This is a genomic window from Actinoplanes sp. NPDC049599, assembly GCF_044465625.1.
GTDB lineage: Bacteria > Actinomycetota > Actinomycetes > Mycobacteriales > Micromonosporaceae > Actinoplanes.
The window spans coordinates 49,599-74,023 of the sequence record NZ_JBITLX010000034.1 but is presented as its reverse complement, the minus strand read 5'-3'; the positions used below and the strand labels follow the sequence as shown (position 1 = coordinate 74,023).

22 protein-coding genes and 1 pseudogene are annotated in these 24,425 nt (G+C 72.4%); 12 read left to right on the top strand and 11 right to left on the bottom strand.

The window, feature by feature from the left end; translation table 11 throughout:
• Positions 1–9: 9 nt before the first annotated feature.
• Together ACIBQZ_RS37755 and ACIBQZ_RS37750 are read right to left on the bottom strand one after the other, a co-directional pair.
• The gene (locus ACIBQZ_RS37755; protein ID WP_396093712.1) at positions 10–561 is read right to left on the bottom strand and encodes a hypothetical protein; all 552 of its coding nucleotides are present in this window, start codon (positions 559–561) and stop codon (positions 10–12) included.
• A gap of 64 nt (positions 562–625) precedes the next feature.
• Entirely contained in the window at positions 626–2,653 is a 2,028-nt protein-coding gene (locus ACIBQZ_RS37750) for a M4 family metallopeptidase (RefSeq protein ID WP_396093711.1), read from the bottom strand.
• A 397-nt stretch (positions 2,654–3,050) separates the two neighbouring features.
• On the opposite strand from ACIBQZ_RS37750, the gene ACIBQZ_RS37745 reads away from it, so the two are divergent.
• Positions 3,051–4,403, top strand: a complete 1,353-nt coding sequence (locus ACIBQZ_RS37745) for an ATP-binding protein (protein WP_396093710.1) — start codon at positions 3,051–3,053, stop codon at positions 4,401–4,403.
• 1 nt (position 4,404) lies between these two features.
• Here ACIBQZ_RS37745 and ACIBQZ_RS37740 read toward each other — a convergent pair whose 3' ends face one another.
• Positions 4,405–5,091 (bottom strand): response regulator transcription factor, encoded by a 687-nt coding sequence (locus ACIBQZ_RS37740; RefSeq protein WP_396093709.1) that lies wholly within the window; start codon positions 5,089–5,091, stop codon positions 4,405–4,407.
• A 38-nt stretch (positions 5,092–5,129) separates the two neighbouring features.
• Here ACIBQZ_RS37740 and ACIBQZ_RS37735 point away from each other — a divergent pair, with 38 nt between their 5' ends.
• Both ACIBQZ_RS37735 and ACIBQZ_RS37730 read left to right on the top strand, forming a co-directional pair.
• Positions 5,130–5,687 carry a hypothetical protein gene (locus ACIBQZ_RS37735; protein ID WP_396093708.1) on the top strand — a complete coding sequence of 186 codons (558 nt, stop codon included), beginning with the start codon at positions 5,130–5,132 and terminating at the stop codon, positions 5,685–5,687.
• 216 nt (positions 5,688–5,903) lie between these two features.
• Positions 5,904–6,107 carry a cold-shock protein gene (locus ACIBQZ_RS37730; protein ID WP_396093707.1) on the top strand — a complete coding sequence of 68 codons (204 nt, stop codon included), beginning with the start codon at positions 5,904–5,906 and terminating at the stop codon, positions 6,105–6,107.
• 123 nt (positions 6,108–6,230) lie between these two features.
• On the opposite strand, the gene ACIBQZ_RS37725 is transcribed toward ACIBQZ_RS37730, so the two are convergent.
• The gene (locus tag ACIBQZ_RS37725; RefSeq protein WP_396093706.1) at positions 6,231–7,679 is read right to left on the bottom strand and encodes an RICIN domain-containing protein; all 1,449 of its coding nucleotides are present in this window, start codon (positions 7,677–7,679) and stop codon (positions 6,231–6,233) included.
• Between the two features lie 236 nt (positions 7,680–7,915).
• On the opposite strand from ACIBQZ_RS37725, the gene ACIBQZ_RS37720 reads away from it, so the two are divergent.
• Entirely contained in the window at positions 7,916–8,233 is a 318-nt protein-coding gene (locus ACIBQZ_RS37720; RefSeq protein WP_396093704.1) for a hypothetical protein, read from the top strand.
• The gene (locus ACIBQZ_RS37715; RefSeq protein ID WP_396093703.1) at positions 8,230–8,589 is read left to right on the top strand and encodes a winged helix-turn-helix domain-containing protein; all 360 of its coding nucleotides are present in this window, start codon (positions 8,230–8,232) and stop codon (positions 8,587–8,589) included. Before ACIBQZ_RS37720 ends, ACIBQZ_RS37715 begins: the two co-directional genes overlap by 4 nt.
• Before the next feature lie 58 nt (positions 8,590–8,647).
• Here the strand turns inward: ACIBQZ_RS37715 and ACIBQZ_RS37710 are convergent, their stop codons facing one another.
• A complete protein-coding gene (locus ACIBQZ_RS37710; RefSeq protein WP_396093701.1) occupies positions 8,648–9,535 on the bottom strand; it encodes a helix-turn-helix transcriptional regulator in 888 nt (295 codons plus the stop codon).
• 178 nt (positions 9,536–9,713) lie between these two features.
• Between ACIBQZ_RS37710 and ACIBQZ_RS37705 the strand changes: the two genes are divergently transcribed.
• Entirely contained in the window at positions 9,714–10,748 is a 1,035-nt protein-coding gene (locus tag ACIBQZ_RS37705) for a zinc-binding dehydrogenase (RefSeq protein WP_396093699.1), read from the top strand.
• Positions 10,749–10,818: 70 nt separating this feature from the next.
• Positions 10,819–11,841, top strand: coding sequence for an aldo/keto reductase (locus ACIBQZ_RS37700; protein ID WP_396093698.1), 1,023 nt, complete (start codon positions 10,819–10,821; stop codon positions 11,839–11,841).
• 107 nt (positions 11,842–11,948) lie between these two features.
• On the opposite strand, the pseudogene ACIBQZ_RS37695 reads toward ACIBQZ_RS37700, so the two are convergent.
• Together ACIBQZ_RS37695 and ACIBQZ_RS37690 are read right to left on the bottom strand one after the other, a co-directional pair.
• Positions 11,949–12,131: pseudogene (locus tag ACIBQZ_RS37695) on the bottom strand (DUF6055 domain-containing protein); the annotation flags it as partial.
• A gap of 153 nt (positions 12,132–12,284) precedes the next feature.
• Positions 12,285–13,178 carry an RICIN domain-containing protein gene (locus ACIBQZ_RS37690; RefSeq protein WP_396093697.1) on the bottom strand — a complete coding sequence of 298 codons (894 nt, stop codon included), beginning with the start codon at positions 13,176–13,178 and terminating at the stop codon, positions 12,285–12,287.
• Positions 13,179–13,375: 197 nt separating this feature from the next.
• On the opposite strand from ACIBQZ_RS37690, the gene ACIBQZ_RS37685 reads away from it, so the two are divergent.
• Together ACIBQZ_RS37685 and gap are read left to right on the top strand one after the other, a co-directional pair.
• Positions 13,376–14,314 carry a GlxA family transcriptional regulator gene (locus ACIBQZ_RS37685; RefSeq protein WP_396093696.1) on the top strand — a complete coding sequence of 313 codons (939 nt, stop codon included), beginning with the start codon at positions 13,376–13,378 and terminating at the stop codon, positions 14,312–14,314.
• Positions 14,315–14,392: 78 nt separating this feature from the next.
• Complete coding sequence (gene gap / locus ACIBQZ_RS37680; protein WP_396093695.1) at positions 14,393–15,397, top strand: type I glyceraldehyde-3-phosphate dehydrogenase; 1,005 nt, start codon at positions 14,393–14,395, stop codon at positions 15,395–15,397.
• Here gap and ACIBQZ_RS37675 read toward each other — a convergent pair.
• Positions 15,394–16,992: a diguanylate cyclase gene (locus ACIBQZ_RS37675; RefSeq protein WP_396093694.1), complete on the bottom strand. Its 1,599-nt coding sequence runs from the start codon at positions 16,990–16,992 to the stop codon at positions 15,394–15,396. The two genes, gap and ACIBQZ_RS37675, sit on opposite strands and share 4 nt — an antisense overlap.
• A gap of 256 nt (positions 16,993–17,248) precedes the next feature.
• On the opposite strand from ACIBQZ_RS37675, the gene ACIBQZ_RS37670 reads away from it, so the two are divergent.
• Positions 17,249–18,673 carry a S8 family serine peptidase gene (locus ACIBQZ_RS37670; protein WP_396093693.1) on the top strand — a complete coding sequence of 475 codons (1,425 nt, stop codon included), beginning with the start codon at positions 17,249–17,251 and terminating at the stop codon, positions 18,671–18,673.
• A gap of 106 nt (positions 18,674–18,779) precedes the next feature.
• Positions 18,780–20,888, top strand: a complete 2,109-nt coding sequence (locus tag ACIBQZ_RS37665) for an MMPL family transporter (protein ID WP_396093692.1) — start codon at positions 18,780–18,782, stop codon at positions 20,886–20,888.
• Here ACIBQZ_RS37665 and ACIBQZ_RS37660 read toward each other — a convergent pair.
• Positions 20,776–21,528: a winged helix-turn-helix transcriptional regulator gene (locus ACIBQZ_RS37660; protein WP_396093691.1), complete on the bottom strand. Its 753-nt coding sequence runs from the start codon at positions 21,526–21,528 to the stop codon at positions 20,776–20,778. The two genes, ACIBQZ_RS37665 and ACIBQZ_RS37660, sit on opposite strands and share 113 nt — an antisense overlap.
• A 106-nt stretch (positions 21,529–21,634) precedes the next feature.
• Between ACIBQZ_RS37660 and ACIBQZ_RS37655 the strand changes: the two genes are divergently transcribed.
• Positions 21,635–22,468, top strand: coding sequence for a class I SAM-dependent methyltransferase (locus ACIBQZ_RS37655; RefSeq protein ID WP_396093690.1), 834 nt, complete (start codon positions 21,635–21,637; stop codon positions 22,466–22,468).
• 40 nt (positions 22,469–22,508) lie between these two features.
• Here ACIBQZ_RS37655 and ACIBQZ_RS37650 read toward each other — a convergent pair whose 3' ends face one another.
• Together ACIBQZ_RS37650 and ACIBQZ_RS37645 are read right to left on the bottom strand one after the other, a co-directional pair.
• Entirely contained in the window at positions 22,509–22,976 is a 468-nt protein-coding gene (locus ACIBQZ_RS37650) for an FMN-binding protein (RefSeq protein WP_396093689.1), read from the bottom strand.
• A 25-nt stretch (positions 22,977–23,001) separates the two neighbouring features.
• Positions 23,002–24,420, bottom strand: a complete 1,419-nt coding sequence (locus tag ACIBQZ_RS37645) for a ferric reductase-like transmembrane domain-containing protein (protein WP_396093688.1) — start codon at positions 24,418–24,420, stop codon at positions 23,002–23,004.
• Positions 24,421–24,425: the final 5 nt, after the last annotated feature.

The following is a 24,425-nucleotide window of genomic DNA, read 5'->3' as shown; positions in this document are numbered from 1 at the left end:
GCGGGGCGATCAGCCCTCCAGCAGTTTCCCGACGATGGTCAGCATCCGGTCCAGGGTGGCTCCGTGCGGGGTGTCGCAGTCGTGCACGATCGTGGTGGCCGTCGGGCTGACGATCTCGTACTCGTAACCGTCGCTGCACACGACCGTGGCTTCCGTGCGGGGTGCCCGGCCGGCCAGTTCCGGTGCCTTCAGCAGCTGCCGGAGGTCGGCCATCGTCGCGGTCGGCAGCGAGCTCCGTACCGGCGGCCGTCCCCGGCGGGTCACGACCGCCGTGCCGTCAGCCGTGATCAGGACGCGGTCGTCGACGCCGGCGAAGCCGCCACGGCGGGTGACCGTGAGCGGAAACGCCTTCGCCGGTGTGGCGGTCGTGGTCCGGGCAGGCGCGGAGGTGGCCGGCGCCGAGGCGGTGGGCGCGGAGGTGGCGGGCGTGGCACCGGCCGGCGAGGAACTGGGGGACGCCGAAGCCGACGGCAGCCCGAACGGCTGATCGTTGTGCCCGCACCCGGCGAGGCCGACCAGCAGCACGGCGGCCAGGAGGATGGACGTTTGTGGTTGTCGCACCAGGGGTTCCTTCCTCTGCCGAGGGGACCGGGGTGGCCCGATCGCCACCCCGGTCCCAGGATGATCAGCTTCCGGCGGGTGCGTTCCAGCCGAGTACGGCGGTGCCCGAGCCGGCGTAGGACACTACGCGGTAGCGGAAGGTGCCCGACGTGCCGGTGTAGGCGATGGCCTCCCGGGAGGTCTCCCCGGTCGAGCGGGCCACGGTCGTCCACCGTCCGCCGACGTTCTTGTCGAGGTACAGGTCGAAGTCGGTGCCGGCCGGCCCGGCCAGGCAGGCGGTGTGGCGGCCGCCGCCGGCGGTGAACGAGTCGGTGAGAGCCGTCCGGCCCGCGGCGACCGTGCCGCTGTCGTGCGAGGAGAAGCCGGCCTGGCAGTCGCCGGCGGGAGTCCCGGTCGGGGTGGCCGTCGGGGTCGCGGTGGCGGTCGGCGTCGGGCTCGGCGTACCGGTGGGGGCCGGGCTGCTGGTCGCGGTCGGTCCGGTGGTCGGGGTGCCGCCGCCGGGGCAGGCGGGCTCGCCGGCGCCGGCCGGCACGCTGACGGCGCTCCACGCGGCCTTGACGGTGGTGCACTGGGTGCCGGTGCCGAACAGCTGCGCGGCGGCGGCCACCGAGGCCGCGCGGGCCTTGGCGTGGGTCCAGCCGCTGGTCTTGCGCATCAGCGTGGCCATGTAGATCTTGCCGGCCTGCTCGATGCCGATGCCGGTCACGGAGCTGTTGTTGCAGGTCGGGCTCGCCGGCTGGCCGTTGGCCGGCCGGGAACCCTCGGCCAGCAGGTAGAACCAGTGGTTCTGCGGACCGGCGGCGGCGTGCACCTCGGTCGAGGGAATGCTGCTCGAGAAGCAGTTCGGGTCGCCCAGCTTCGACGGGTCGGCCATGTTGCGGATCGGCCCGTTGCCGGTGAGGTTGGCCAGCTCGCCGGTGGTGTAGTCACCCGGGTCGTTGGGGTTGCGGGCGTAGAACTCGGTGAGCGCGCCGAAGATGTCGCCGGTGGACTCGTTCAGCCCGCCGGCCTCGTTGCCGCCGCTGGAGCCGCCGGGGGTGAACTGGTTGATCGCGTGACCGAACTCGTGCCCGAGCACGTCGATGCTGTTGAGCAGCCGCCGGTTGTCGGAGGAGCGGCCGATCTCGACGCGCGAGCCGTTCCAGAAGGCGTTGACGTCGGCGAGGCCCTGCCGGATCGGGAAGGCGCGGCCGTTGCCGTCGATGCCGTTGCGGCCGAGCCAGTCGCGCAGCATGTTCCATTCCTGCGCGACGACGTACATGGCGTCCACGCAGCCCGTCACCAGGTCGGTCGCGGCGCCGGTGCCCCAGGTGTCGGTCGTGCTGGTGAACGCGGCGCCGTTCTGCCCGCCGCACTGCAGGCCCGGCCGGGTGGGGTCGCTCATGGTGAAGCTGCTGCCCGAGCCCTGCGTGTTGATGGTCACGGTGCCGTAGTACGCACCCCGGCCGGTGGCGTCGACCACGTCGTCGCGGGTCAGGTCGCCCAGCACCTTGCCGGTGGTGGCGTCCACGAACACGTGCAGGTTGCTGGGCGCCGGACCCTGCTTCGTCCGCTTGGTGCCGTCGACCACGACCTCGTACGCCAGCACGCCGGCGCCCTGCGCGACCACCTTCAGCGTCGGCTCGCTCGCCGACCGGACCGTGGTCAGCTGCTTGCGGGCCACCTTGGCGGCGGCGCGCGGCGAGATCTTCGCGGCGGTGCCGACCGTCAGGGCCTGCTCCTGCGCCACGTAGTTGCCGAGCACCGCGCCGGAGGTGTCGGTGACCACGACCGCGTCGCCGCCCTGCACCGGCAGCCCCCGGTACGTGCGCTCGTACGCCACGTACTGCAGGCCGTTCTGGCTCACGACCTGACGCTTCACGAGCTCGTCGTGGGCGCTCTTGAAGAAGAGCTTCGGCTTCTTCGCCACCAGCGCGGACGCCGAGGACGTAGCCCGGGAGGTGGCGACGGTCGTCGGGACCGGGTCGGCGGCCCTGGCCCCGGCCGCGGTTCCCGGGTTGGTGGCCGCGTTTCCCTGCGGCATGGTCAGGGCGATGGACCCCGCTACGGTGACGGCCGCTATGCCGGCCGCCAGCGCGACTTTGTGCTTCAAGGGTGCTCCTTGCACGATGACTCGCGGCGCCGATGCCCGGGTCGTGCCCGGTCGTCCCGCCGTCGCGAAGTGAGGAATCCGCTCGTCTGCCGAGCGGAGCCAGTCTTGGGCGGGGAAAAATCGACGTCAATGTGTTTAAGAAATGCTTAACCCTGGATAAGGCCGGGGCTGAGTCTCTTACGGAGCCCTTTCGGGAAGCTTTATCGGGCCGACGTTTTCCGTCGACAACCAGTGCCGATGCCGTCACCGGCGGCGCATTTTCGCTGTTATTGCTTCGATAGCTGTTCTTCCGGCGCCCTTAAGGTGCGGCACGGGAAAATCGCAGCCTCACGCAGGCGCGGACCGTCCCCGGCGGCTATGGTCGGCTCTTGATCATTCGACCGGCGGTGCTCCTGGTATGAGACGCAGTTACGTTCGCGTCGCCCTCGCGGTGACGACCCTGGTGGCGCTGGCGTTTGTCATCCCGCTGGCGCTGCTCGTGCACACCGGGGCCCAGGACCGTGCGCTGCGCGAGGCGGAACGGCAGGCCCTCGGGCTGTCGGCCGTGGTGGTGGTCGCCACGGACCGCGACCTCGTGCTCAGCTCGATCATGAGTACCGAGGCGGGACAGCAGGGACGGCTCGCGGCCCATCTGCCGACGCTCGGCACGGTGGGCAGCTCACGCGCGGACAGTGCGGCTGTCATCCACGTACGCCAGCAGCAGAGCGCCGGCACCGTCGAGGTGGCCGGCGGCCGGGCGTATCTGCGCCCGGTGGCGCTGCCCGAGGGGCTCATCGCGGTGATCGAGGTGTACGTGCCGGCGACCTCCCTGCGGGCCGGGGTCGGGCTGGCGTGGCTGGTGCTGATCGGCGAGGCGATCGTCCTGGTCGGGGTCTCGACGCTGCTGGCGGACCGGCTCGCCGCCCGGGTGGTGCGGGCCAGCCGGGATCTCGCCCGGACCGCCGCCGACCTGGGCGCGGGCAGTCTGCACGCCCGGGTCAGGCCGAGCGGGCCCCGGGAGATCGAGGACGTCGGCGGCGCGCTCAACCTGCTCGCCGACCGCTTCGCCGAGCTGCTGGCCACCGAGCGGGCCCTCGCGGCGAACCTGTCGCACCGGCTCCGCGTGCCGCTGACGGCGCTGCGGCTGAACACCGAGGCGCTGCCGGCCGGTGCCGACCGCGACCGTCAGCTGCGGGTGGTCGACCGGCTGGAGCACGAGATCAACGCGGTGATCGTGGAGGCCGCCCGGCCGCTGGCGGCGCGGCCCCGGCTGCGCTGCGATCTCGGCGCCGTCGTGGCCGACCGGACGACGTTCTGGGGCGCGCTCGCCGAGGACCAGGGCCGGCCGTGGGAGGCCGAGCCGCCACCCGCGGGCATCACCGTGCCGGCCGCCTTCTCGGTGGTCGCCGAGGCGCTGGACGTGCTGCTCGGCAACGTCTTCCACCACACCCCGGACACGGCCGGCTGCCGGGTGTCGGTCGAGCGGGGCGCGGACTGGGCCTCGGTCGCGGTGGACGACGCCGGCCCCGGCATCGACGACCCCGAGGCGGCGGTGTCCCGCGGTGCCAGCGACGCCGAGTCCACGGGGCTCGGCCTGGACATCGCCCGGCGGCTCGCCGCGGACACCGGCGGCCAGCTCACCGTGGGGCGTGGGGTGCTGGGCGGCGCCCGCGTGGTGCTGACCCTCGGCGTGGCCGGCGACGATGCGCCGCCACCGCCACGCCGCCCGCGACTCTGGCAACGGCTCGGCGGTGCGCATGCCCGGCCGTAGCTCAGCTCAGGGCGTCCTCGGGCGCGGACAGGCGGATGCCCACCCCGCGTACGGTGTGCAGGTAGCGCGGGGCCGCGGCCCGCTCGCCCAGCTTGCGGCGCAGCCAGGTCACGTGGACGTCGACGGTCTCCAGCGAGCGGGCCTCCGCACCCCAGACGTCGTCGAGGACCTGGCGCCGCGCGACCACCTTTCCCGGCCGCTGCATCAGGTATGCCAGCAGGTCGAACTCCAGCCGGGAGAGCTGCAGGGGCGTGCCGTCGAGCGAGACGCTGCGGGCCTGCGGATCAAGCTCAAGGCCGCCCAGCGTCAGCGTGGTGGACACGGAGCCGGCAGCGCGGCGCAGCACCGCGGCGATCCGCGCCTCCAACTGCTCGGCGGAGTACGGCTTGACGACGTAGTCGTCCGCGCCCGCGCGCAGCAGGCGGATCATCTCGCTCTCCGCGCCCCGGGCGGTGGCGACGACGACCGGGACGGCGGACGCGGCCCGGATCCGGCGCAGCACGGTCGCGCCGTCGAGGTCCGGCAGGTTGAGGTCCAGGACCACGACCTCCGGGCGCCAGCTCGCGACCTCGCGGAGACCGTCGAGCGCGGCCGCGCACAGCCGTACGTCGTGCCCGGTCATCGACAGCAGACGGTCGATCGCTTCCCGGATGTCCCGGTCGTCCTCGATCACCAGTACGCGGGCCATGGTCACAATCTATCGATCGTCGAGGGTGGGCTGTAATCATGGGCCGGAGCTGGAGATTTGTCGTCGCGTGGCTGGGCGCACTGATGGTCGCCGTCACCGTCTCGTGGCTCGGTGTCCGGGTCGGCATCGCGCCCGCGATCACCGACGAGGCGCCGGTGGCGATCGACGTCAACCGCCGCTACACCGAGGTCCGGTTCGGCCTCGCCGACGTCACGCCCGCGCCCGCGACGTCGCGGGCGGAACCCAGCCGCACGTCGGCGCGGCCCAGGAAGACGCCGGCCACCCCCGCGACCCGGCGGCCGGCGCCGGCGCGGCCGACGACGGCTGTTCCGTCGGCGAGCCCGTCGCCGTCTGCACCCGATCGGCGTCCGCGCTACCGGGTCAACGCCGACGGCGGCGACGTGATCGTCGCCTACTCCTCGACCCGGGTCGACGTGATCGACACCGACCCCGTGCCGGGCTACGTGGCCGGCGTGACCCGGCGCAGCGACACGCTGGTCGTCGTGCGGCTGGCCGGGCGCTCGCATGCCTCCGTCGTCACCGTGTACTGGAACGCGGGCCCGGGTGCGCAGATCATCGAGGAGTTCGGCGGGTGAGCAGCGCCACGGCCCCCTGGTGGCGCTGTCGGCGGATCATGCGGTAGATTGACGGCGTTGCAGTTTTGATTTCCGTAGACGTTTTCCGGCGCCTGATGGGTTATCTGAAACCATCGTGGCGCCTTTCGTTTGTCGTGTCGGTTCGACGCGGGTGATCAACGCGGCGGCGTAGGGGTCCGCACAGTGCGGTCTCCGACAGCCTGCGAAGGAGCAGACATGACTACAGGCACCGTGAAGTGGTTCAACGCCGACAAGGGCTTCGGCTTCATCACCCCGGATGACGGCGGCGCGGACGTCTTCGCCCACTTCTCCGCGATCGCGACGAGTGGCTACCGCAGCCTCGACGAGAACCAGAAGGTGGAGTTCGACGTCACCCAGGGCCAGAAGGGCCTGCAGGCGGAGAACATCCGCCCGCTCTGATCCACGCTCTGCGAACGGCGGTCCGGCTCATGAGCCGGGCCGCCGTTCGGCGTCCGGGGACTTCTGTCCCGGCGATCGGAGGCCGGGTTCTGGCGGTGCCCCGTGATTCCGGCGGCGCGACCGTCAGGCGGCCGTGCGCGACCACTGCTGGTTGGTGCCGGTGTTGCACGGGTACTGCTTGAGGACAACGCCGTCCGCGGTCGACGCGGCCGGCACGTCCACGCATTTGCCGCTGTGCCGCGCCTGGAGCTGGAAGTAGCTGCCGTTGGCGACCAGCTGGAACTGCTGGTTGGTGCCGGTGCCACAGGTGTACTGGACGAGTTCGGCACCGTCTGCGGTGGAGGCGCTCACCACATCAAGGCACTTTCCGCTGTGCCGGCTGATGATGCGCCAGTAGCCGCTGCCGGCGTCCTGGAACTGCCACTGCTGCCACGCGTTGCCGCCGTAGGTGTACTGGCCGACGCGCGCGCCGTTGTCGGTGTTCGGTGACTGGACGTCCATGGCCTTGCCGCTGTGGCGCACGGTGATCCGGTAGAACGTCGCCGGGGGCGTGGAGCCGATGGTGTCGCCCCAGGCGTACCGGATCCGGTCGGCGCCGGAGGCGTTGCGGATGGTCAGGTTGAGGTTGGTGCCGCTGCCGCTGAGGGCGAACATCGAGTAGTAGTCGTAGCCGGAGCTGCCGGTGGGCTTGCCGCCGAGGGCGGGCCAGTAGGTGCCGCCCATCTGGTTGTCCCGCATGACCTGGGCCATGGCGCGGATGTGGCGCACGAAGTTGTCGGTGCTGGTCGCGTCGGCGTAGTTGAGGCCGGTGTCCATGGGCGCACCGAACTCGGTCGCGACCGCGCGGGAGGCGCAGGCGCCGAGGCGGGTCTGGATGTGGCTCCGGAAGGCGTCGTAGGTCATCGCGCTGTAGAAGAACGCGTAGTGATGGAACGACAGCAGCGTCGCGGCGAAGCGGCTGTCGGTGCAGATGTCGCGCAGGTCCTGGCTGTAGCCGGTGCCACCGATGAGCACCCGGCCGGGTGTCGCCGAGTAGTGGTAGCTGAGCCAGTTCGCCGCGACGTCGCGCCACTCCGCCGAGGTGTAGCCGTGCGGCTCGTTCATCGGCTCGAAGTACACATTGGTGTTCGAGCCGTACGTGTTGGTCACGCTGGACCACATCGTGTTCCACGCGGCGAGGTTGGTGATCCTGCCGCCGGAGGCGGCGCCGTCCTCCCAGTAGGCGAGGATGACCTTGAATCCGCGGGCGGTGGCGGCGTCGATCGCGCCCCGGTAGGCGTTCCACCACGTCGTCCCGACCGTGTGGGTGTTGATGGGCAGCCGGATCGTGTTGACGCCCATGACGGCCATGTCGTCGTAGAGGGCGTTGGCCTTGGCCTGCACCGTCGCGTTGCTGTCGGACTGGCTCAGGCCCTGCACGACCAGCGGCCCGGTGCTGAAGTTGTCGCCCAGCACGGCCCAGTTCATGCCCCGGAACTGGCGGGTGGCGGCGGTGGCCGGCGACGATGCGACCACGACGCCGCCCAGCGCGGTCAGCGCGGTCACCAGGGCCGCGATCAGGAGCCGGCGCACCGGCCGGACGCTCGGCGACGGTCCTGACAGGTAACCATCGGACGACGTGATCCGCTTCATGAAGTGTCCCATCACTGGTCCTGCTGCCTCTGGCCGACCACCGGAATGATGTCGTCGGAGTTACAGCGGTAACGGACTCGACAACGGGGCGCCAGAACTCGAACCGACCCGGTCAGGAACGTTCAGACTCGAAACGTGGGCTGGCGCAAATCGGTTTGCTGTGGAAACCTGTTGGCATGACCACTGAATCGATGCCCGCCGGCAGCGATCCCCGCCGGCTCCTGGCGGATGTCCGCGGGCTGGCCCACCGGGTGCGGGTGGACCAGCGCATGACCTGGGCCGCTCTGCTGGTGCTGGCCCGGCTGGAGCGCAACATCGCCCTGCTGCTGTTCACCCTCGGCTACCTCGCGGTGGCGTTGACACTGCCGACCAACGACGGCTGGGACAGCTCCTGGGGGATCCGGGCCGGCTTCGCCATACCGCAGGTCGTCTGCGCCGCCGTGCTCCTGCTGGGCGCGACCGGCTTCGCGGTGGCCCGCCGGCGGCGCGGGTGACCGCGGTGACCGGTGCTCCGGAGGACGAGTTTTCCGACCACCCGGTCACCGGGCTCGACGACGTGGTGCACCAGCGGGTACGGCTGGGGATCCTCGCCATCACGCACGAGGCGCGCCGGGTCGAGTTCGGCTACCTGCGCACCCAGCTGCAACTGACCGGGGGCAACCTCTCCACCCACCTGAGCGTGCTGGAGACAGCCGGGCTGGTCGAGGTGGAGAAGGGATACGAAGGCAAGCGCGGCCGGACCTGGATCACGCTGACCCCGGCCGGGAGCACCGCGCTCGCCGACGAGGTCGGACGGCTGAAGAAGCTCATCAGCCGGATCGAGACCACCGACACCCGGCAGGACCGGTGACCACCGCGAAGACCCGCCGGGGCCTGCTCACTGCCGCCGTACCGCTCCGACGTGGAGCTCACGAGCGGTCAGGAGCCCCGCGCTGGTCGGCGGTGGTGGCGGCCCAGCTCGCGAGCAGGTCGAGCTTCTCGCGATCCGCCGAGCCGGGTGCCGCGCTGTAGGCGTTGAGGCGCAGGCCCTGATCGGCGGTGAGGTCCATCGACTCGTACGCCAGCGTCAGGTCGCCGATCACCGGGTGGTGCACCTTCTTGACGCCGGTGCGGTGCAGGCGCACGTTGTGCGCCGCCCACCAGGCGCGGAACTGGTCGCTGCGGGTGGACAGCTCGCCGATCAGGTCGGACAGGTTCCGGTCGTGCGGATCGTGTCCTGCCTCGCTGCGCAGCAGCGCGACGACGTCCTCGGCCAGCTGCTCCCAGTCGTGGTAGAAGTCCTGCGCGGCGGGGTCGAGGTAGATGAAGCGGGCCAGGTTCGGCGTGCCGGTCACGGTGTCGAACACCGGCGAGAACACCGCCCGGCCGAGCGCGTTGACGGCGAGGATGTCCAGCCGGCCGTTGCGCACGTAGGCCGGCGCGCCGGTCATCGAGTCCAGCAGGTGCTGCACACCGGGCCGGACCTGCTGGGTGGGGCGGCGGCGGGCGGCCCGGGCCGTGCGGCCGGGACCGGCGTTGGTCTGGCGGGCGAGGTCGTACAGGTGCTCGCGTTCGGCGTCGTCCAGGCGCAGGGCCCGGGCGAGGGATTCCAGCACGCTCTCGGAGACGCCGGAGAGGTTGCCGCGTTCGAGCCGGGTGTAGTAGTCGACGCTGACCCCGGCGAGCATCGCGGCCTCCTCGCGGCGCAGCCCGGCGACCCGCCGGTTGCCGCCGTAGACCGGCAGCCCGGCCTGCTGCGGGGTGATGCGGGCGCGGCGGGTGGTGAGGAAGTCGCGGGTCTCACTGCGGTGGTCCATCCCCCGACGGTACGGCGGGAGGCACGGCCGAGGGAGGCTCTGTCGTTACCGGTCTACCGGGCGTGGCAGTGGCTGCCGAACCCGGTAATGACAGAACCTCCCAGGCCGCCCGGTCCGGCCGTAGCGTCGACCGGGACGAAGCATCCCGCCCACCGACCACGTGCCGAAGGAATCCACCGTGCGAGCAACAGTCATCTACGGCGCCGGCGATGTCCGCGTCGAGAACGTGCCCGACGCCGCCCTGCGCGAGCCCACCGACGCCGTGGTGCGGGTGGTGCGCTCCTGCGTCTGTGGCAGCGATCTCTGGCCGTACGCGAAACGCCCGGCCACCGACCGGCCGGACCGGATCGGTCACGAGTTCCTCGGTGTGGTCGAGGAGACCGGCTCGGCGGTCGGTGGGCTGAAGGCCGGTGACCTGGTCGTGGCGCCGTTCGTGTGGGCCGACAACACCTGTGACTTCTGCCGTGAGGGCCTGCAGACCTCCTGCCGGCACGGCGGCAACTGGGGACGCGACGGTGTCGACGGCGGTCAGGGTGAGGCCGTCCGGGTCCCGCAGGCCGACGGCACGCTGGTGAAGCTGCCGGTCGCCGCGGATTCGACGCTGCTGCCGTCGTTGCTGACGCTGTCGGACGTGTTGCCGACCGGCCACCACTGCGCCGTGACCGCCGGGGTGAACGCCCGGACGAGCGTGACGGTGATCGGCGACGGCGCGGTGGGCCTGTCGGCCGTGCTGGCCGCCAGGCGCCTCGGCGCCGAGCGGATCATCCTGATGGGCCGGCACAAGGACCGCACCGACCTGGGCCGCGAGTTCGGCGCCACCGACGTGGTCGCCGAGCGCGGCGAGGAAGGCGTCGCGCGGGTCCGGGAGCTGACCGGCGGCGACGGCACCCACACCGTGCTGGAGTGCGTCGGGCTGGCGGACGCCATCACGACGGCCTTCGGCGTGGTCCGCAACGGCGGCACGGTCAGCCGGGTCGGCGCCCCGCAGTATCCGGCGGTTCCCGCCGGCTTCGGCGTGTTCCTGCGCAACATCACCCTGACCGGTGGCGTCGCCCCGGCCCGGGCGTACATCGAGGAGCTGCTGCCCGACATCCTCGAAGGGCGGATCGAGCCCGGCCGGGTCTTCGACCGCACCGTCAGTCTCGACGAGGTGCCCGCGGGGTATCAGGCCATGGCCGACCGGGAAGCCCTCAAAGTCCTGATCCGGTCCTGACCGAAGGAGACCCGCGATGGCATGGACGACCGACCCTTCGCCTGCGGCCCGTCGAGGAAAGGAAGTAGTCATGGAGTTCCGGCCGCTCGGACGCACCGGCGTCCAGGTCAGCAAGCTGTGCCTCGGCACGATGATGTTCGGCGAGTGGGGCACCAAGGACCACCAGGAGAGCATCCGGATCATCCACCGGGCACTGGACGCCGGCATCAACTTCGTCGACACCGCCGACGTGTACTCGGCGGGGGAGTCCGAGGTGATCGTCGGCAAGGCCCTGGCCGGGCGGCGCGACGAGATCGTGCTGGCCACCAAGGCGAACATGCCGATGGACGACGACCCCAACCACCGCGGCAACTCCCGCCGCTGGCTCGTCCGCGAGGTCGAGGACTCGCTGCGCCGGCTCGGCACCGACTACCTCGACCTCTACCAGATCCACCGCTGGGACCCGGCCGTCGAGCTCGACGAGACCCTGGGCGCGCTCACCGACCTGGTCCGCGCCGGCAAGGTCCGCTACCTCGGACACTCCACCTTCCCCGCGTCGACGATCGTGGAGGCGCAGTGGGTGGCCGAGAAGCGCGGCCGCGAGCGGTTCGTCACCGAGCAGCCGCCGTACAACATCCTGGTGCGCAACATCGAGAACGAGGTGCTGCCGGTGGCCCAGCGGTACGGGATGGGTGTCATCCCGTACAGCCCGCTGGCGGGCGGCTGGCTGTCCGGCCGCTACAGCAAGGACGCTCAGGACGGGCCGATGTCGGTCGCCCGTCAGCGCCTGGCGAACCGCTTCGACCTGTCCCTGCCGGAGAACCAGCGCAAACTCGACGCCGTCGAGCAGCTCGGCAAGCTGGCCGACGACGCCGGCCTGACACTCATCGAGATGGCCATCGCGTTCGTGCTGCGCCACCCCGCGGTGACCGCGCCGATCATCGGCCCGCGCACCATGGCGCACCTCGAATCCCAGCTGGCCGCCGCGGACGTGGTGCTCTCCGACGACGTGCTCGACCGCATCGACCGGATCGTCGCGCCGGGCGTGACCATCAACCCGGCCGAGAACGGCTGGATCAGCCCGTCGCTGCAACCCGCGGCCCGGCGCCGCTGAACAGCTGTTCCGCCCCTGGCGCCGGGGTTACCGGGTTGCCGGTGCCGATGAATCCGAAGGTGGTCGTGGCCCCGGCCGCCAGCGTGCCGTTGTAGGCGGCGGTGGGTGCCGTCCTTCACCGCGACGAACCCGTTGGTCCAGCCCGGCTGGGCGGCGGTGTTCTCGGCGTGGCCCCGGAGGCGCAGGCGGATCAGGCCGCCGTCGGTGGCCGGCACCCGCCGGATCTTGTTGTATCCGTAGTCCGAGGGGACGATCGCGTCCGGGATCCTGTAGTGGCCGGCCGGCTGCAGGTGACGGCGCCGGCATCCAGGCGCCGTAGTGGTGCCGGCAAACGGGAGCCGCGTTTGTGTTCATCTGCACGCTCGGGCCTGACAGCCGTTCGCCGAGCTGCGCGGTGGCTTGTCCGCGACGTGCCGGACAAGCCACCGCGGGGAGCAGCGCGACTACACGATCGCGGTGCGCCAGAACCGGGACGGATCGCCGTCGCAGCGGTACTGCACGATGGTGGCGTTCAGGCCGGTGCTGCCGCCGGCCGGGGACAGGCACAGGCCGGTGCTGACGTTCTGCAGGTAGGAGAAGAAGCCCTCCGGGACCAGGCGCCAGGTGCGCGCGGGGTTGCCGTCGCAGTGGTACTGGACGATCGGGATGTTGTTGCCGCCGACACCGCCGGCCGGGGACAGGCACAGGCCACTGTTGACGTTCTTCAGGTGGAAGCCGTCGCCGGCGTCGACGAGGTTCCACAGCCGGGCGGGGTTGCCGTCGCACTCGAACTGGACGGCCGTGACGTTGAGGCCGCTGCTGCCCCCGGCGACGGTCAGGCAGAGACCGCTGTTCGCGTTCGGGACGTGGTAGGCGCCGAGCAGGCTCCATCCCCGGGCCGGGTCCTGGTCGCAGGCGTACTGGACGAGGACCACGTTGATGCCGGTGCTGCCGCCCGCGGGGGACAGGCAGAGCTTGCTGCGCACGTTCCTGATCAGGTAGCCGTGCGGGCCCGGCACCTGTTGCCAGGAACGGGCCGGATCCCCGTCACAGGTGTACTGCACGATGGTCACGTTGAGGCCGCTGCTGCCGCCGGCGGGAGAGAGACACTGGCCGGTGGCGACGTTCTGGATGCGGAACAGCCCTTCGACGCCGGGGCTGTGCAGCAGTTGCCAGGCCCGGTTGGTGTTGTTGTCGCAGTAATACTGGACGATCGCGGTGTTGCTGGTGGCACTTCCCCCGGCCGGGGCGAAGCAGAGGCGACTTTTCGCGTTCTGGATCCGGAGGTTCTCCGCCGGACCGGCGGCGCCGGCGGGTGCGGCCGACAGGAAACTCGCGAACAGGGCGATGGCCGCCACCACAAGAATGGATCGGTGCATTCGTCGTGACGTCGGGGAGAAGGAGGATGTGCGGACGGCGGTCATGGACGGCTCCCTTTTGTTGCCGCTGACGCTACGGAAGTCGCCGCCGCCACTGATCCTCCCTTCGTGCCAGCCGCGTTTTCCGCCGTGCGGCGCGTTGGCGCGAACCCGGCGGCCGGTGTCATCGTGGCCGGATGAATCATCGGGTTGCGGTGCTGGTGCTGGACGGCGCGAAGCCGCTCGACGTCGGCATTCCCGCGCAGGTTTTCGCCAACCGGCCGACCATGCCGTACCAGGTGTTCGTGTGCGGCGCCGCGGCCGGGCCGGTGGCCGGCGGTGACGGGTTGTCGTATCACGTGGCGGAGGGGCTCGAGGCGTTCGAGCACGCCGACACGATCTTTGTTCCGGGGTACCGGCAGCCGGCCAGCAGCGAGCCGCCGGCGGCGGTCGTCGCGGCGCTGCGGGCCGCGCACCGGCGTGGCGTCCGGCTCGCCGCCATCTCGACGGGTGCGTTCGCGCTCGCCGCGTCCGGGTTGCTGGACGGCAAGCGGGCGACCACCCACTGGCACTATTCGCGGGCCCTGGCGGAGAAGTATCCGCTGGTGCGGGTGGACGAGAACGTCCTGTTCGTCGACGAGGGGAGCGTGCTGACCTCCGCCGGCGCCGCGTCCGGCATCGACCTGTGCCTGCACCTGGTGCGGCGTGACCACGGCGTGGGGCTCTCCACCATCGTGGCGCGGCGGCTGGTCGCGGCGCCCTACCGCAGTGGCGGTCAGGCCCAGTACGTGCCCCGCAGCGTCCCGGAGCCGCTCGGTGACGTCTTCGCCGGCACCCGGGAGTGGGCGCTCACCCGGCTCGCCGAGCCCCTCACGCTGGCGGCGCTGGCCCGCAACGCTCAGGTGTCGGCGCGCACCTTCTCCCGGCGGTTCGTCGAGGACACCGGGTACACGCCGATGCAGTGGGTGCTGCGCGCCCGCGTCGACCTGGCCCGCGAACTGCTCGAGGTCACCGATCTTCCGGTGGAGCAGGTCGCGGCGCGCGTGGGTCTCGGCACGGCCGCCAACCTGCGCCTGCACTTCCAGCGCATCCTCAGCACGTCGCCGACGGAGTACCGCACCACGTTCTCGTCTTGATCTTGATGGCGAGATCCTTGCGCATGGTGGCTGTCTTGCCACTGTCGTGACGGTCGCCGGGCCGCCGACGATGGGGTCATGACTCGCATCGCCGTCAATGGCTTCGGACGCATCGGACGTAACACCCTGCGAGCCCTGCTGCAGCGCGACAGCAAGCTCGAGGTGGTGGCGATCAACGATCTCGCCGCCCCGGAAACCCTCGCCCATCTGCTCAAGTACGACAGCGCGCTGGGGCGCCTCGGCCGCCCGGTCGAGGCCCGCGCCGGCGACCTGATCGTCGACGGCCGGCACATCCGGGTGTGCGCCGAGCGGCACCCGGCCGGCCTGCCGTGGGCCGAGCTCGACGTCGACATCGTGCTGGAGGCCACCGGCCGCTTCACCGCCGCCAAGTCCGCCCGGGCCCACCTGGACGCCGGCGCCCGGCGGGTGCTGGTGAGCGCGCCCTCCGACGGCGCCGACGTGACGCTGGTCTTCGGCGTCAACACCGGCGCCTACGATCCGGAGCGGCACCTGATCGTCTCCAACGCGTCCTGCACGACCAACGCGCTGGCGCCGCTGGCCTCGGTGCTCGACGACCTGGCCGTCATCGAGCACGGCTTCATGACCACCGTGCACGCGTACACGCAGGAGCAGAACCTGCAGGACGGGCCGCACCGCGACCTGCGCCGGGCACGGGCGGCCGCGGTGAACATCGCGCCCACCACGACCGGCGCGGCCAAGGCGATCGGCAAGGTGCTGCCGCGGCTCGACGGCAGGCTCACCGGGGACTCGATCCGGGTGCCGGTGCCGGTGGGCTCGCTGGTGGAGCTGAACACCACGGTGGCCCGGGCGGTCAGCCGCGACGAGGTGCTGGCGGCGTACCGGGCCGCGGCCGGCGGGGCGCTGCACGGCGTGCTGGAGTACACCGACGAGCCGCTGGTCTCCAGCGACATCACCGGCAACCCGGCCTCGGCCGTCTTCGACGCCGCGCTCACCCGCGTCGACGGCCGGCACGTCAAGGTGGTGGCCTGGTACGACAACGAGTGGGGTTTCGCCAACCGGGTCATCGACACGCTGGAGCTGATGGCCGGCTCGGCGGGTTAGCCGGGTGGGTCGGCCCGGGTGACTACCCGGTCGCGGCCGGCGCGCTTCGCCGCGTACAGCCGGCGGTCGGCCTCGGCGAGCAGGTCGGCCTGGGTGTCCTCGCCGGACGGTACGACGCTCACGGCGCCGATGCTGACCGTCACCGGCAGGTCGCCGGTCAGCGGGGACCAACGGTACGACGCGATGTCGTGCCGGATCGTCTCCAGTCGCTGTGGCGCTGCCGCGGCGCCGAGGCCGGGCAGGACGACGAGGAACTCCTCGCCGCCCATGCGGGCCGCGAACCCGTCGGCGGCCAGGCTGTCCTGCCGGGCCGACAGCACGTCGGCGACCGCCACCAGGACCCGGTCGCCGACGTCGTGCGACAGTGTGTCGTTGATCCGCTTGAAGTAGTCGAGGTCGATCAGCGCGACCGTCAGCGGCGTGCCGGTGGCGGTGGCCTCCGCCATCGCCTGGGGCAGCCGCTCGTCGATGAACCGGCGGTTGTACAACCCGGTCAGCGCGTCCCGGCGCGCCTGCTCCCGGTAGTGCTCGGCGTCCCGGCGGGCCTCGGCGGTCTCGAAGATCGCCTGGCGGTCCCGGGCCCGGGCCTCCAGCTGGGTCGAGCGCAGCTCCTCGGTCGCCGCGTGGAACCGCTTGTACTCCTCGAACGCGGCCCGGTGCTCGCCCGCCGCCGCGTACAGCTCGGCCTGCTCGGCGAGGCCGCGCACGCGGACGCCGGCCAGCTGGTGCCCGGCGCACAGCGACCGGCAGTGGTCCAGGCTGGCCTGCGCACGGTCCAGGGCGCCGAGGAGCCGCTGCGCCGCCGCGAGGGTGAGGGACGCCTCGGCGATGTCGTGCGCCTCGAACCAGGGCGGGGAGTCGTACACGTCCCGCAACGTCTCCTCGGCCTCGGCGTACCGGCCCAGGCTGACCTGGATGTTCGCGATGGTGTCGCGCTCGACGATGAGGAAATCGCGCCCGATCGCCCGGGCCACGGCGCGCATGCGCTCGACGGCGGACCAGGCCGTGTCGACGTTGCCGGCCTCGTGCTCGGTGTACGCGAGGTTGTTCAGCACGAGCAGCTGCCGGGTCAGGTCGCCGATGCCGACGGCGATGCGCTCGGCCTGCCGGTAGCGGTCCCGGGCCGCGTCGGTGGAGCCGGCCTCGGCCAGCGAGTTCGCCAGCCGGATGAGGTGGATGATGCGCAGGCCGTGCGGCTCCGTGTCGTCGAGAAGCTCGACGGCGCTCAGGGCGTGCTCCAGGCTGGCGGAGTGGTCGCCGAGGTAGTGGTAGGTGAGCGCGAGGTGGAAGTGGCTGCGCGCGCGCAGCGGCCGGCAGTCGTGCTGCTCCGCCCAGCGGTGCGTCGCCAGGAAGGTCCGGGCCGCGGCGCCGACGTCGCCCTCGCGCCGGCGCATGTCGGCCTGCACCAGCCGGGCCCGGTGGCCGAGCACCTCGTCACCGCACCGGTCGGCGGCCTCGGCGGCGGCGGTGGCCCGGGCCAGGATCGCCGGCACGTCGTGGCTCTCGTGGTTCTCCAGCTCGTCCAGCTCGGCCGCCAGGGCCGCCCCGGCGCGCGGGGCAGCGACCGGCGCGGGAGCGGGGGACGGAGAAATCACGCCTGCTCTATCGGCAGCCGGTCGCGGAACTGAACACACCCGGCGCGGCGGATGGCCCCGAACCCCGCGTTTGTGAACGAGGTCACCCGCCGGTTCCGCTCATGCCGTCCGGGCCCCCGCCGATCGGCAAACCGCATCGCAACCCCCACGCTACGGAGGACGCACGGTGAAGCGGACGAGAAGGATTCTGCGCACTGCCGCGGCGGCAGTGCTGCCGCTCGCTTTAGCCGGCGGCTCGGCCGTCGCCCCCGCCGGTGTGGCTCTGACGTCCGGCGGCGGCTGGGCGGGGCGGTGGCTCAGTACAGCTACCGGCAGTACGGCCGGCACGTCGCTGAAGGACGTCCGCACCATCATCGGCGCGGACACCGGCGCCGCGGCGAACCTGACCGGCGCCGGGGTCGGCGTCGCGCTGCTCGACACCGGTGTCGCGCCGGTGGCCGGGCTGCCCGCCGGGCAGATCGTCAACGGCCCGGACCTGTCCTTCGAGTCGCAGGCGGCGAACCTGCGCTACCTCGACTCGTACGGCCACGGCACCCACATGGCGGGCATCATCGTCGGCAACGACACGGCCGGCGGCGCCAAGGGCATCGCGCCCGGCGCCAAGCTGACCTCCGTCAAGCTGGGCACCGCCAACGGCGCCGTCGACGTGTCCCAGGTGATCGCCGCGATCGACTGGGTGGTGGAGAACCGTAACCACGACCCGGCGAACCCGATCCGGGTGCTCAACCTGTCGTACGGCAGCGGCGGCAACCCGGCCGCCTGGACCGACCCGCTGCAGTTCGCCGTCGAGCAGGCCTGGAAGGCCGGCATCGTCGTGGTCGCCGCGGCCGGCAACGACGGCAACGCCGCCACCAGGCTCACCAACCCGGCCACCGACCCGTTTGTCATCGCGGTCGGCGCGGCCGCCACCAAGGGCACCCTGTCCACCGCCGACGACGACCTGGCGCCGTTCACCAACAGCGGTACGGCCGACAAGGTGCCGGACGTGCTGGCGCCCGGCGAGTCGATCCTGTCGCTGCGGGACACCGGATCGAGCATCGACGTCGCGTACCCGGGCGCCCGCAGCGGCACCACCCTCTTCCGCGGCAGTGGCACCTCCCAGGCCGCCGCGGTCACCTCCGCGGCCGTCGCCCTGCTGCTGCAGGCGCGGCCGTCGCTGACCCCCGACCAGGTGAAGGACCTGCTCAAGCGCGGCACCACGCTGGCCACCGGCAAGGCGGGCGCGATGCGGCTCAAGCAGGTCAACGTCGCCACGGCGCTGGGCCTCACGCCGGTCGCGGCCACACAGAACTTCGTCGCGTCCAACGGCACCGGCAACCTTGACGACGCCCGCGGCGTCAGCCGGGTGGTGAGCAACAACGTCCCGCTCACCGGCGAGTTCACCGTCTTCGGGCCGTTCCACAGTGCCAACTGGGCCGCGTACTCCGCCACCGGCAACTCCTGGATCGGCGGCACCTGGATGGGCAACCCGATCGCCGGCAACGGCTGGACCGGCCGGTCCTTCGCCTCGAAGACGTGGGGCGCGGCGACCTGGCTGGGTGCGCCCTGGGGTGGCACCCAGGACTGGAGCGACCCCACGTGGTCGGGCCGGGCCTGGTCGGGCCGGGCCTGGTCCACCGGCGCCTGGACCGGCGCCCGGTTCGCCTCCAGCGAGGACTGGACGACGTCGCTCTGGGGCTGACCGCAGCACGCAAGGCACAAGGCACGGCCGGGCCCGGTTGCCCGGCCGTGCCTTCCGTGATTGCATGTGCCCCGGCTGTCCCTCCGGCGCCGGTCAGGAGGCAGTCATGCTCGCGGCGACGGGTCGTGCGGTGCACCGCCGGCGCCTCCCGATCATCGCCGGGTGGGTGCTGGTCGCGGTGGCCGGCGCCGTGTTCGGTGGCACTGTCTACGATCACACGCAGTCGATCGACCCGCTGCCCGCCGGAGCACCGGCCACCGTCGCGCAGGACCGCCTGGACGCGCTGGCGCCCGAGGGCGAACGACTGGTCGCCGTGATCTCCGGGCGCGAGGTCGGAGCCGTCGCGCTGGTCAACAGCGTCACCCGGATCGCGTTCGAGATCCGCGACATCCCCGGGGTGGCCGAGGTCGAGGATTCCTACACCACCGGCGCACGGCAGATCTCCCGCGACAACCGCAGCTCCCTGGTCACGGTCGAGCTGGAGCCGGGCCTGAGCGACGACGAGGCGTTACGGGTCGCCGACCAGGTGAGCGCCGCCCTGCAACGCATCGACGCCCCCGAGGTCCTCGTCGGCGGCGAGCTGCTGGCCGAACGGGAGTTCGGCGACCAGGCCGTCCGGGACGCGGCCGTCGGCGAGTCCGTCGCTCTGGTCTGCGTGGGGCTGCTGCTGGTCGTGGTGCTGGGCGGCCTGGTGGTCGGCCTGCTGCCGCTGGCGGCCGCCCTCGGCGCGGTCACCGCCACGCTGCTGGCGCTGACCGGGCTGGCCCGCCTGCTGCCGGTCAGCGAGTACGCGGTCAACGTGGTCACCCTGCTCGGCATCGGGCTGGCGGTCGACTACAGCCTGCTGATGATCGCCCGGTTCCGGGACGAGCGGGCCGCCGATCCGCGCGCGCCGCTGGCCGAGCTCATCGCCCGTACGGTGGCCACCGCCGGCCGGGCGGTGCTGGTGTCCGGCTCGGCCGTCACCGCGGCGCTGGTGGGGTTGTTCGCCTTCGGCGAGCCGCTGCTGGCCGCGATGGCGATGGGCGGGGCGCTGGTGGTCGCCCTGGCGACGGCGGCCGGGCTGACGCTCGTACCGGCGTTGATCGCGACCGGCCACCGGCGCATCCCGGCGTCCGGCGGGTGGCGCCGGCCGGGGCGGGGACCCGGCCTGCTGGTGCGCCTGGCCACGATCGCTCAGCGCCGGCCGGGCCCGGTGGCGTTGGCCGCCACTGCCGGGCTGCTGGTGCTGAGTGCTCCGCTGTTCTTTGTGGAGTTCGGCAACTCCGACGTCCGCGCGCTGCCGCGGACCAGCCAGGCGCGGCAGACGTACGAGGCGGTGCAGGACGGTTTCGCCGACCCGCCGAAGCAGCCGCTGACCGTGGTGGTCGAGGCGGGCCCGGAGCAGCCCGGCCTGAAGGAGCTGTTCGACACCATGCGGCGGCTGCCGGGGGTGTCCGACCTTTATGTACGGTCCGAGCTGCCGCCCGGGGTGAGCGTCGCCGACGTGGTGCCGAGCGGGCCCGCCGACGGCCGCCGGGCCCAGCAGCTGGTGACCACCCTGCGGGCCCTCGACGCGCCCGCCCCCGTGCTGGTGGCCGGTCCCGCGGCGGAGCTGGCCGACGCGAAACGCTCGGTGGCCGCGCGCCTGCCCGCCGCCCTGGCGATCATCGTGGTGGCCACCGGGGCGCTGCTGTTCGCGCTCACTCGCTCGGTGGTCGTACCGGTCAAAGCCATCGTGCTGAACCTGCTGACGCTGCTGGCGACCATGGGTGTGCTGGTCGCGGTCTTCCAGTGGGGCTGGGGCGCCGGCGCGCTGGGCTTCGAGCCGTGGGGTGCGCTCGACCTGACCACCCCGCTGCTGCTGTTCGTCTTCGCCTTCGGGCTGTCGATGGACTACGAGGTGTTCCTGCTGGCCCGGATCAAGGAGGAGTGGGACCGGCGGACGGGCACCGACCGTGCGGCCAACGACCGCGCCGTGCTGGCCGGGATCACCGCCACCGGCCCGGTGGTCACCACGGCCGCCCTGGCGATCGGCATCGTCTTCCTCGGCTTTGTGCTCGGCGAGCTGGTCGCGGTGAAGGAGATCGGCGTCGGGATGGCCGTGGCGGTCCTGCTGGACGTCACAGTGGTGCGCGGCCTGCTGCTGCCGGCGACGATGTCGCTGCTCGGGCGATGGAACTGGTGGCGACCGGGGCCGGTGGCCGGGGCACCGACGCGAACAGGGACAGCGTGAACCAGCGGGGCAGCGAGCGGCGTACCTGTTCGGGGCCCTGCACCCGGACCTGTCCGGCGCGCAGCGCCTCGGTCCAGCTCCGGTCGCCGCGCCAGACCTGGACCAGCGCGCGCAGCTCGGCGGTCAGCCTGACGGTCACCTCGTGACCGGGGTCCGCGTCACACACGTCCGCCTCGCCGTCGGCGATCACCAGCCACCAGGAGCGGGGATGGGGCGCCGGCACGTCGGGGAAGGTGACCGCGACGACGGTGCGGCCGGAGGGCACCACCGTGTGGTCGATGTTGCGGTGCATGTCCCAGAGCAGCAGCTTCGGGTCCAGGTCGGCGTCACCCAGCTCGCCGATCCAGCGGACGCCCCAGGCACCGACCGCCTCGATGATCGGCCGCAGTTCGAGGCCGGCCGTGGTCAGCCGGTACTGCACCTCACCGTCGGTGGGCCGGCGCTCGACGACACCGGCCGAGACCAGTTGCTGCAGCCGCTTGGACAGCAGCGTCGGGGACAGCCGGGGCAGCCCCCGGCGCAGGTCGTTGAACCGGCCGCCGCCGGCCATCAGCTCGCGGACGATGAGCAGGGTCCAGCGTTCGTCGAGCAGCTCCATGGCCTTCGCCACGGGACAGAACTGGTGATACGAGGCGCCCATGAGCAGCAGCGTAGGCCCGCCGCGCCGGTTCGGGCAGTACAGATCCTGTACTGGCCCGGGTCTCCGGCGGATCCGTAGCGTCGCAGCCGACGAGAGGAGCACCGCTATGACCGTCCAGCCGGACACGACCGAAGCCGACCGCACCCTCAAGGACCGCCACCGCGCGATGTGGGCGCTCGGCGACTACCCCAGCGTCGCCACGGAGGTGATTCCCCGGCTCGGCGCGACGCTGGTCGGCGCCTGCCGGACCGGACCGGGCCAGCGGGTGCTCGACGTGGCCGCCGGCAGCGGGAACGCCGCGATCCCGGCGGCGCTGACCGGCGCCGAGGTGGTGGCCTGCGATCTGACCCCGCCGCTGCTGGAGGCCGGCCGTACCCTCGCGGCCGCGCGCGGCGCGGTGGTCGACTGGCGGGAGGGCGACGCCGAGGCGCTGCCGTTCGCCGACGGCTCGTTCGACGTCGTCCTGTCCTGCGTCGGCGTGATGTTCGCCCCGCACCACCGGGCCGCCGCGGACGAGCTGGTGCGGGCCTGCCGGCCGGGCGGCACCATCGCCATGATCAACTGGACGCCGCAGGGCTTCATCGGTCAGCTCTTCGGCCTCATGAAGCAGTACTCCCCGCCGCCTCCGCCGGGCGCGCAACCGCCGCCGTTGTGGGGGCACGCGGACCACGTGCGCGACCTCTTCGGCGATCGGGTCGAGGAGGTCAGCGCCGAGGTGGACACCGCGGTGATCGACCGCTTCGCCGACGGCGCGCAGTTCCGCGACTTCTTCAAGACCCACTACGGCCCCACCGTCGCCGCCTACCGCCACCTGGCCGCGGAACCGGACCGGGTGGCCGCGCTCGACCGGGACCTCGCCGACCTGGCCGGCCGGCACAACCAGGGCGGCGGCATCATGCGCTGGGAGTACCTGCTGTGGACGGGCCGGCGGACGGGCTGATCAGCATCCCGGACGGCCGCGGATCAGCATGCGGCGTCGGTCAGCCGAAGTGGGCCGCGTCCAGGGCCGCCTGCAGCGACTCACGGTACCCGTCGCTGGTCACCGTGGCTCCGCTGACCGTGTCGATCCGGGCGCTCTGCGCCTGCAGGACCTGCTGACGCAGCTTCGGCAGGGCGTACCCGTTGATCTGGTCGTCCCGGCGGTTGCCGGTCGGGCGCTGCAGCGCCCGGACCTCGGTGATCTTCTTCCCGACGATTGTGACCTGGACCTGCACCGGCCCCCACCGGGTCTGCGCCGTCGTCCCGTTGACCCGCGTCGTGCGGACGGCGGGACGCCGCGACGGCGAGCCGGGCGGCGCGGCCGAGGGGGCGTCGGGGACGACACCGGGTGCGGCAGCGGCCGAGGTGGTGCCCGGCAGTGCGCCGCCGGTGCTCGTGCGATAGCTGAACAGCAGCACGAGCGCCGCCAGGGTGGACACGATCAGCAGGGTGATCCGGCGCATTGTCATCGTCTCCCTCGTTGATCCGGCGGCGTCACCATGCGAACTCCTCGGCGTGCACGTGGCCGGCGCCGACGCCCGCGTCGCGCAGGGTGGCCCGCACCGCCGCCATCCACGGCGGCGGTCCGCAGAGGAAGACCTCGTGGCGGTCCAGGTCCGGCACCAGCCACCGCAGCCCGGCCAGGTCGCTGACCTGGGCGAAGCGGGCGGGCAGCCAGGATCCGGGGCGGGCCCGGCCACCGTCGAGATACACCACCCGGACGCCGTGCCGGCGGGCCGCGTCGTCCAGCTCGGTCCGGAACACGGCGTCCTCGTGCCGCCGGATCCGGTAGAGCAGCGTGATCTCGGTGCCGGCTCCGGCGAGGTCGTCGAGCAGGGCCCGCATGGTCGTGATGCCGACCCCCGCGGCCATCAGCAGAGCCTTGCGCCCGCCCGCGACATGATCGGCGGTCAGCGCCCCGTACGGCCCCTCGACCAGCACCCGCGTGCCCGGGCGCAGGGTGGCGACGCGGGAGCTGCCGTCGCCGAGGTCCTTGACCGTGATCCGCAGCAGGCCGCCGGACGGCGCGGACGACAGCGTGTACGGGTGGGCCCTGCTCCAGCCCGGGCCGTCGAGGAACCGCCAGCTGAGGAACTGCCCGGCGCGGGCCGGAAGGCGGTCGAGGCGATGCCCGCTCAGATACACCGAGACCACGCCCGGCGCCTCCGGCACGACCGCGTGCACCCGGAGCCGGTGATAGGCCGAGCGGAACGCGGGCAGCCCGACCCGGAACACCAGCACCGCGCCCAGCGTCGCGGCGTACAGACCCCACCAGTACAGCCGCGCCGCCGGCGACGCGACGAAGTCCGCACCGGTCCACAGCTGGTGCGGCAGGGCCAGCCCCACCCCGAGGTAGGCGTACAGGTGGATGAGGTGCCACGTCTCGTAGCGCTGCCGGCGGCGCGCGGCGCGGATCGACAACACCACGACCAGGAGGAGCAGCGTCGTGCCCGCGGCCGCCAGCAGCATGCCCGGGTACCTGACGACGAGGTCCCAGCCCGTACCGGGGAGGTCCCCGCCGCCGGACTGCGCGTAGCCCACCGTGATCAGCACGACGTGGACGATCATGAGCCAGAACGACAGGAAACCCACCAGGCGGTGCCGGCGCGCCAGCGCGTCCTGGCCGTAACTCCGCTCCACCCACGGGATCCGCGCCATCAGCAACACCTGGAGCAGCAGCAGGTCGGACGCCACCAGACCGGTGAGCCGGCCGAGCGAGGTCGCCGGGCCGCCCGGCGTCGCAAAGGTGCGAAGACCGCCGTTGTGCAGCCACAACGCGACCACGATCACCACGCTGAACAGAGCGGCCGAGCCAGCGAGGTCGGCCCACCACCGGCGGGCCGGCGGCCGCCTGCGGATCGCCGCGCCGGACCCGGCGAATCGGACCCGGCCCATCACCTCGGCAGAACTCACGGCGG

Bases quoted from the DNA above. Each gene is read 5' to 3' on its own strand.
- ACIBQZ_RS37720 (WP_396093704.1), top strand. From the start codon at position 7,916: ATGACCACTGAATCGATGCCCGCCGGCAGCGATCCCCGCCGGCTCCTG.
- ACIBQZ_RS37660 (WP_396093691.1), bottom strand. From the start codon at position 21,528: ATGGGCGCCTCGTATCACCAGTTCTGTCCCGTGGCGAAGGCCATGGAG.
- ACIBQZ_RS37740 (WP_396093709.1), bottom strand. From the start codon at position 5,091: ATGGCCCGCGTACTGGTGATCGAGGACGACCGGGACATCCGGGAAGCG.
- gap (WP_396093695.1), top strand. From the start codon at position 14,393: ATGACTCGCATCGCCGTCAATGGCTTCGGACGCATCGGACGTAACACC.
- ACIBQZ_RS37685 (WP_396093696.1), top strand. From the start codon at position 13,376: ATGAATCATCGGGTTGCGGTGCTGGTGCTGGACGGCGCGAAGCCGCTC.
- ACIBQZ_RS37655 (WP_396093690.1), top strand. From the start codon at position 21,635: ATGACCGTCCAGCCGGACACGACCGAAGCCGACCGCACCCTCAAGGAC.
- ACIBQZ_RS37745 (WP_396093710.1), top strand. From the start codon at position 3,051: ATGAGACGCAGTTACGTTCGCGTCGCCCTCGCGGTGACGACCCTGGTG.
- ACIBQZ_RS37730 (WP_396093707.1), top strand. From the start codon at position 5,904: ATGACTACAGGCACCGTGAAGTGGTTCAACGCCGACAAGGGCTTCGGC.
- ACIBQZ_RS37665 (WP_396093692.1), top strand. From the start codon at position 18,780: ATGCTCGCGGCGACGGGTCGTGCGGTGCACCGCCGGCGCCTCCCGATC.
- ACIBQZ_RS37650 (WP_396093689.1), bottom strand. From the start codon at position 22,976: ATGACAATGCGCCGGATCACCCTGCTGATCGTGTCCACCCTGGCGGCG.
- ACIBQZ_RS37710 (WP_396093701.1), bottom strand. From the start codon at position 9,535: ATGGACCACCGCAGTGAGACCCGCGACTTCCTCACCACCCGCCGCGCC.
- ACIBQZ_RS37735 (WP_396093708.1), top strand. From the start codon at position 5,130: ATGGGCCGGAGCTGGAGATTTGTCGTCGCGTGGCTGGGCGCACTGATG.
- ACIBQZ_RS37700 (WP_396093698.1), top strand. From the start codon at position 10,819: ATGGAGTTCCGGCCGCTCGGACGCACCGGCGTCCAGGTCAGCAAGCTG.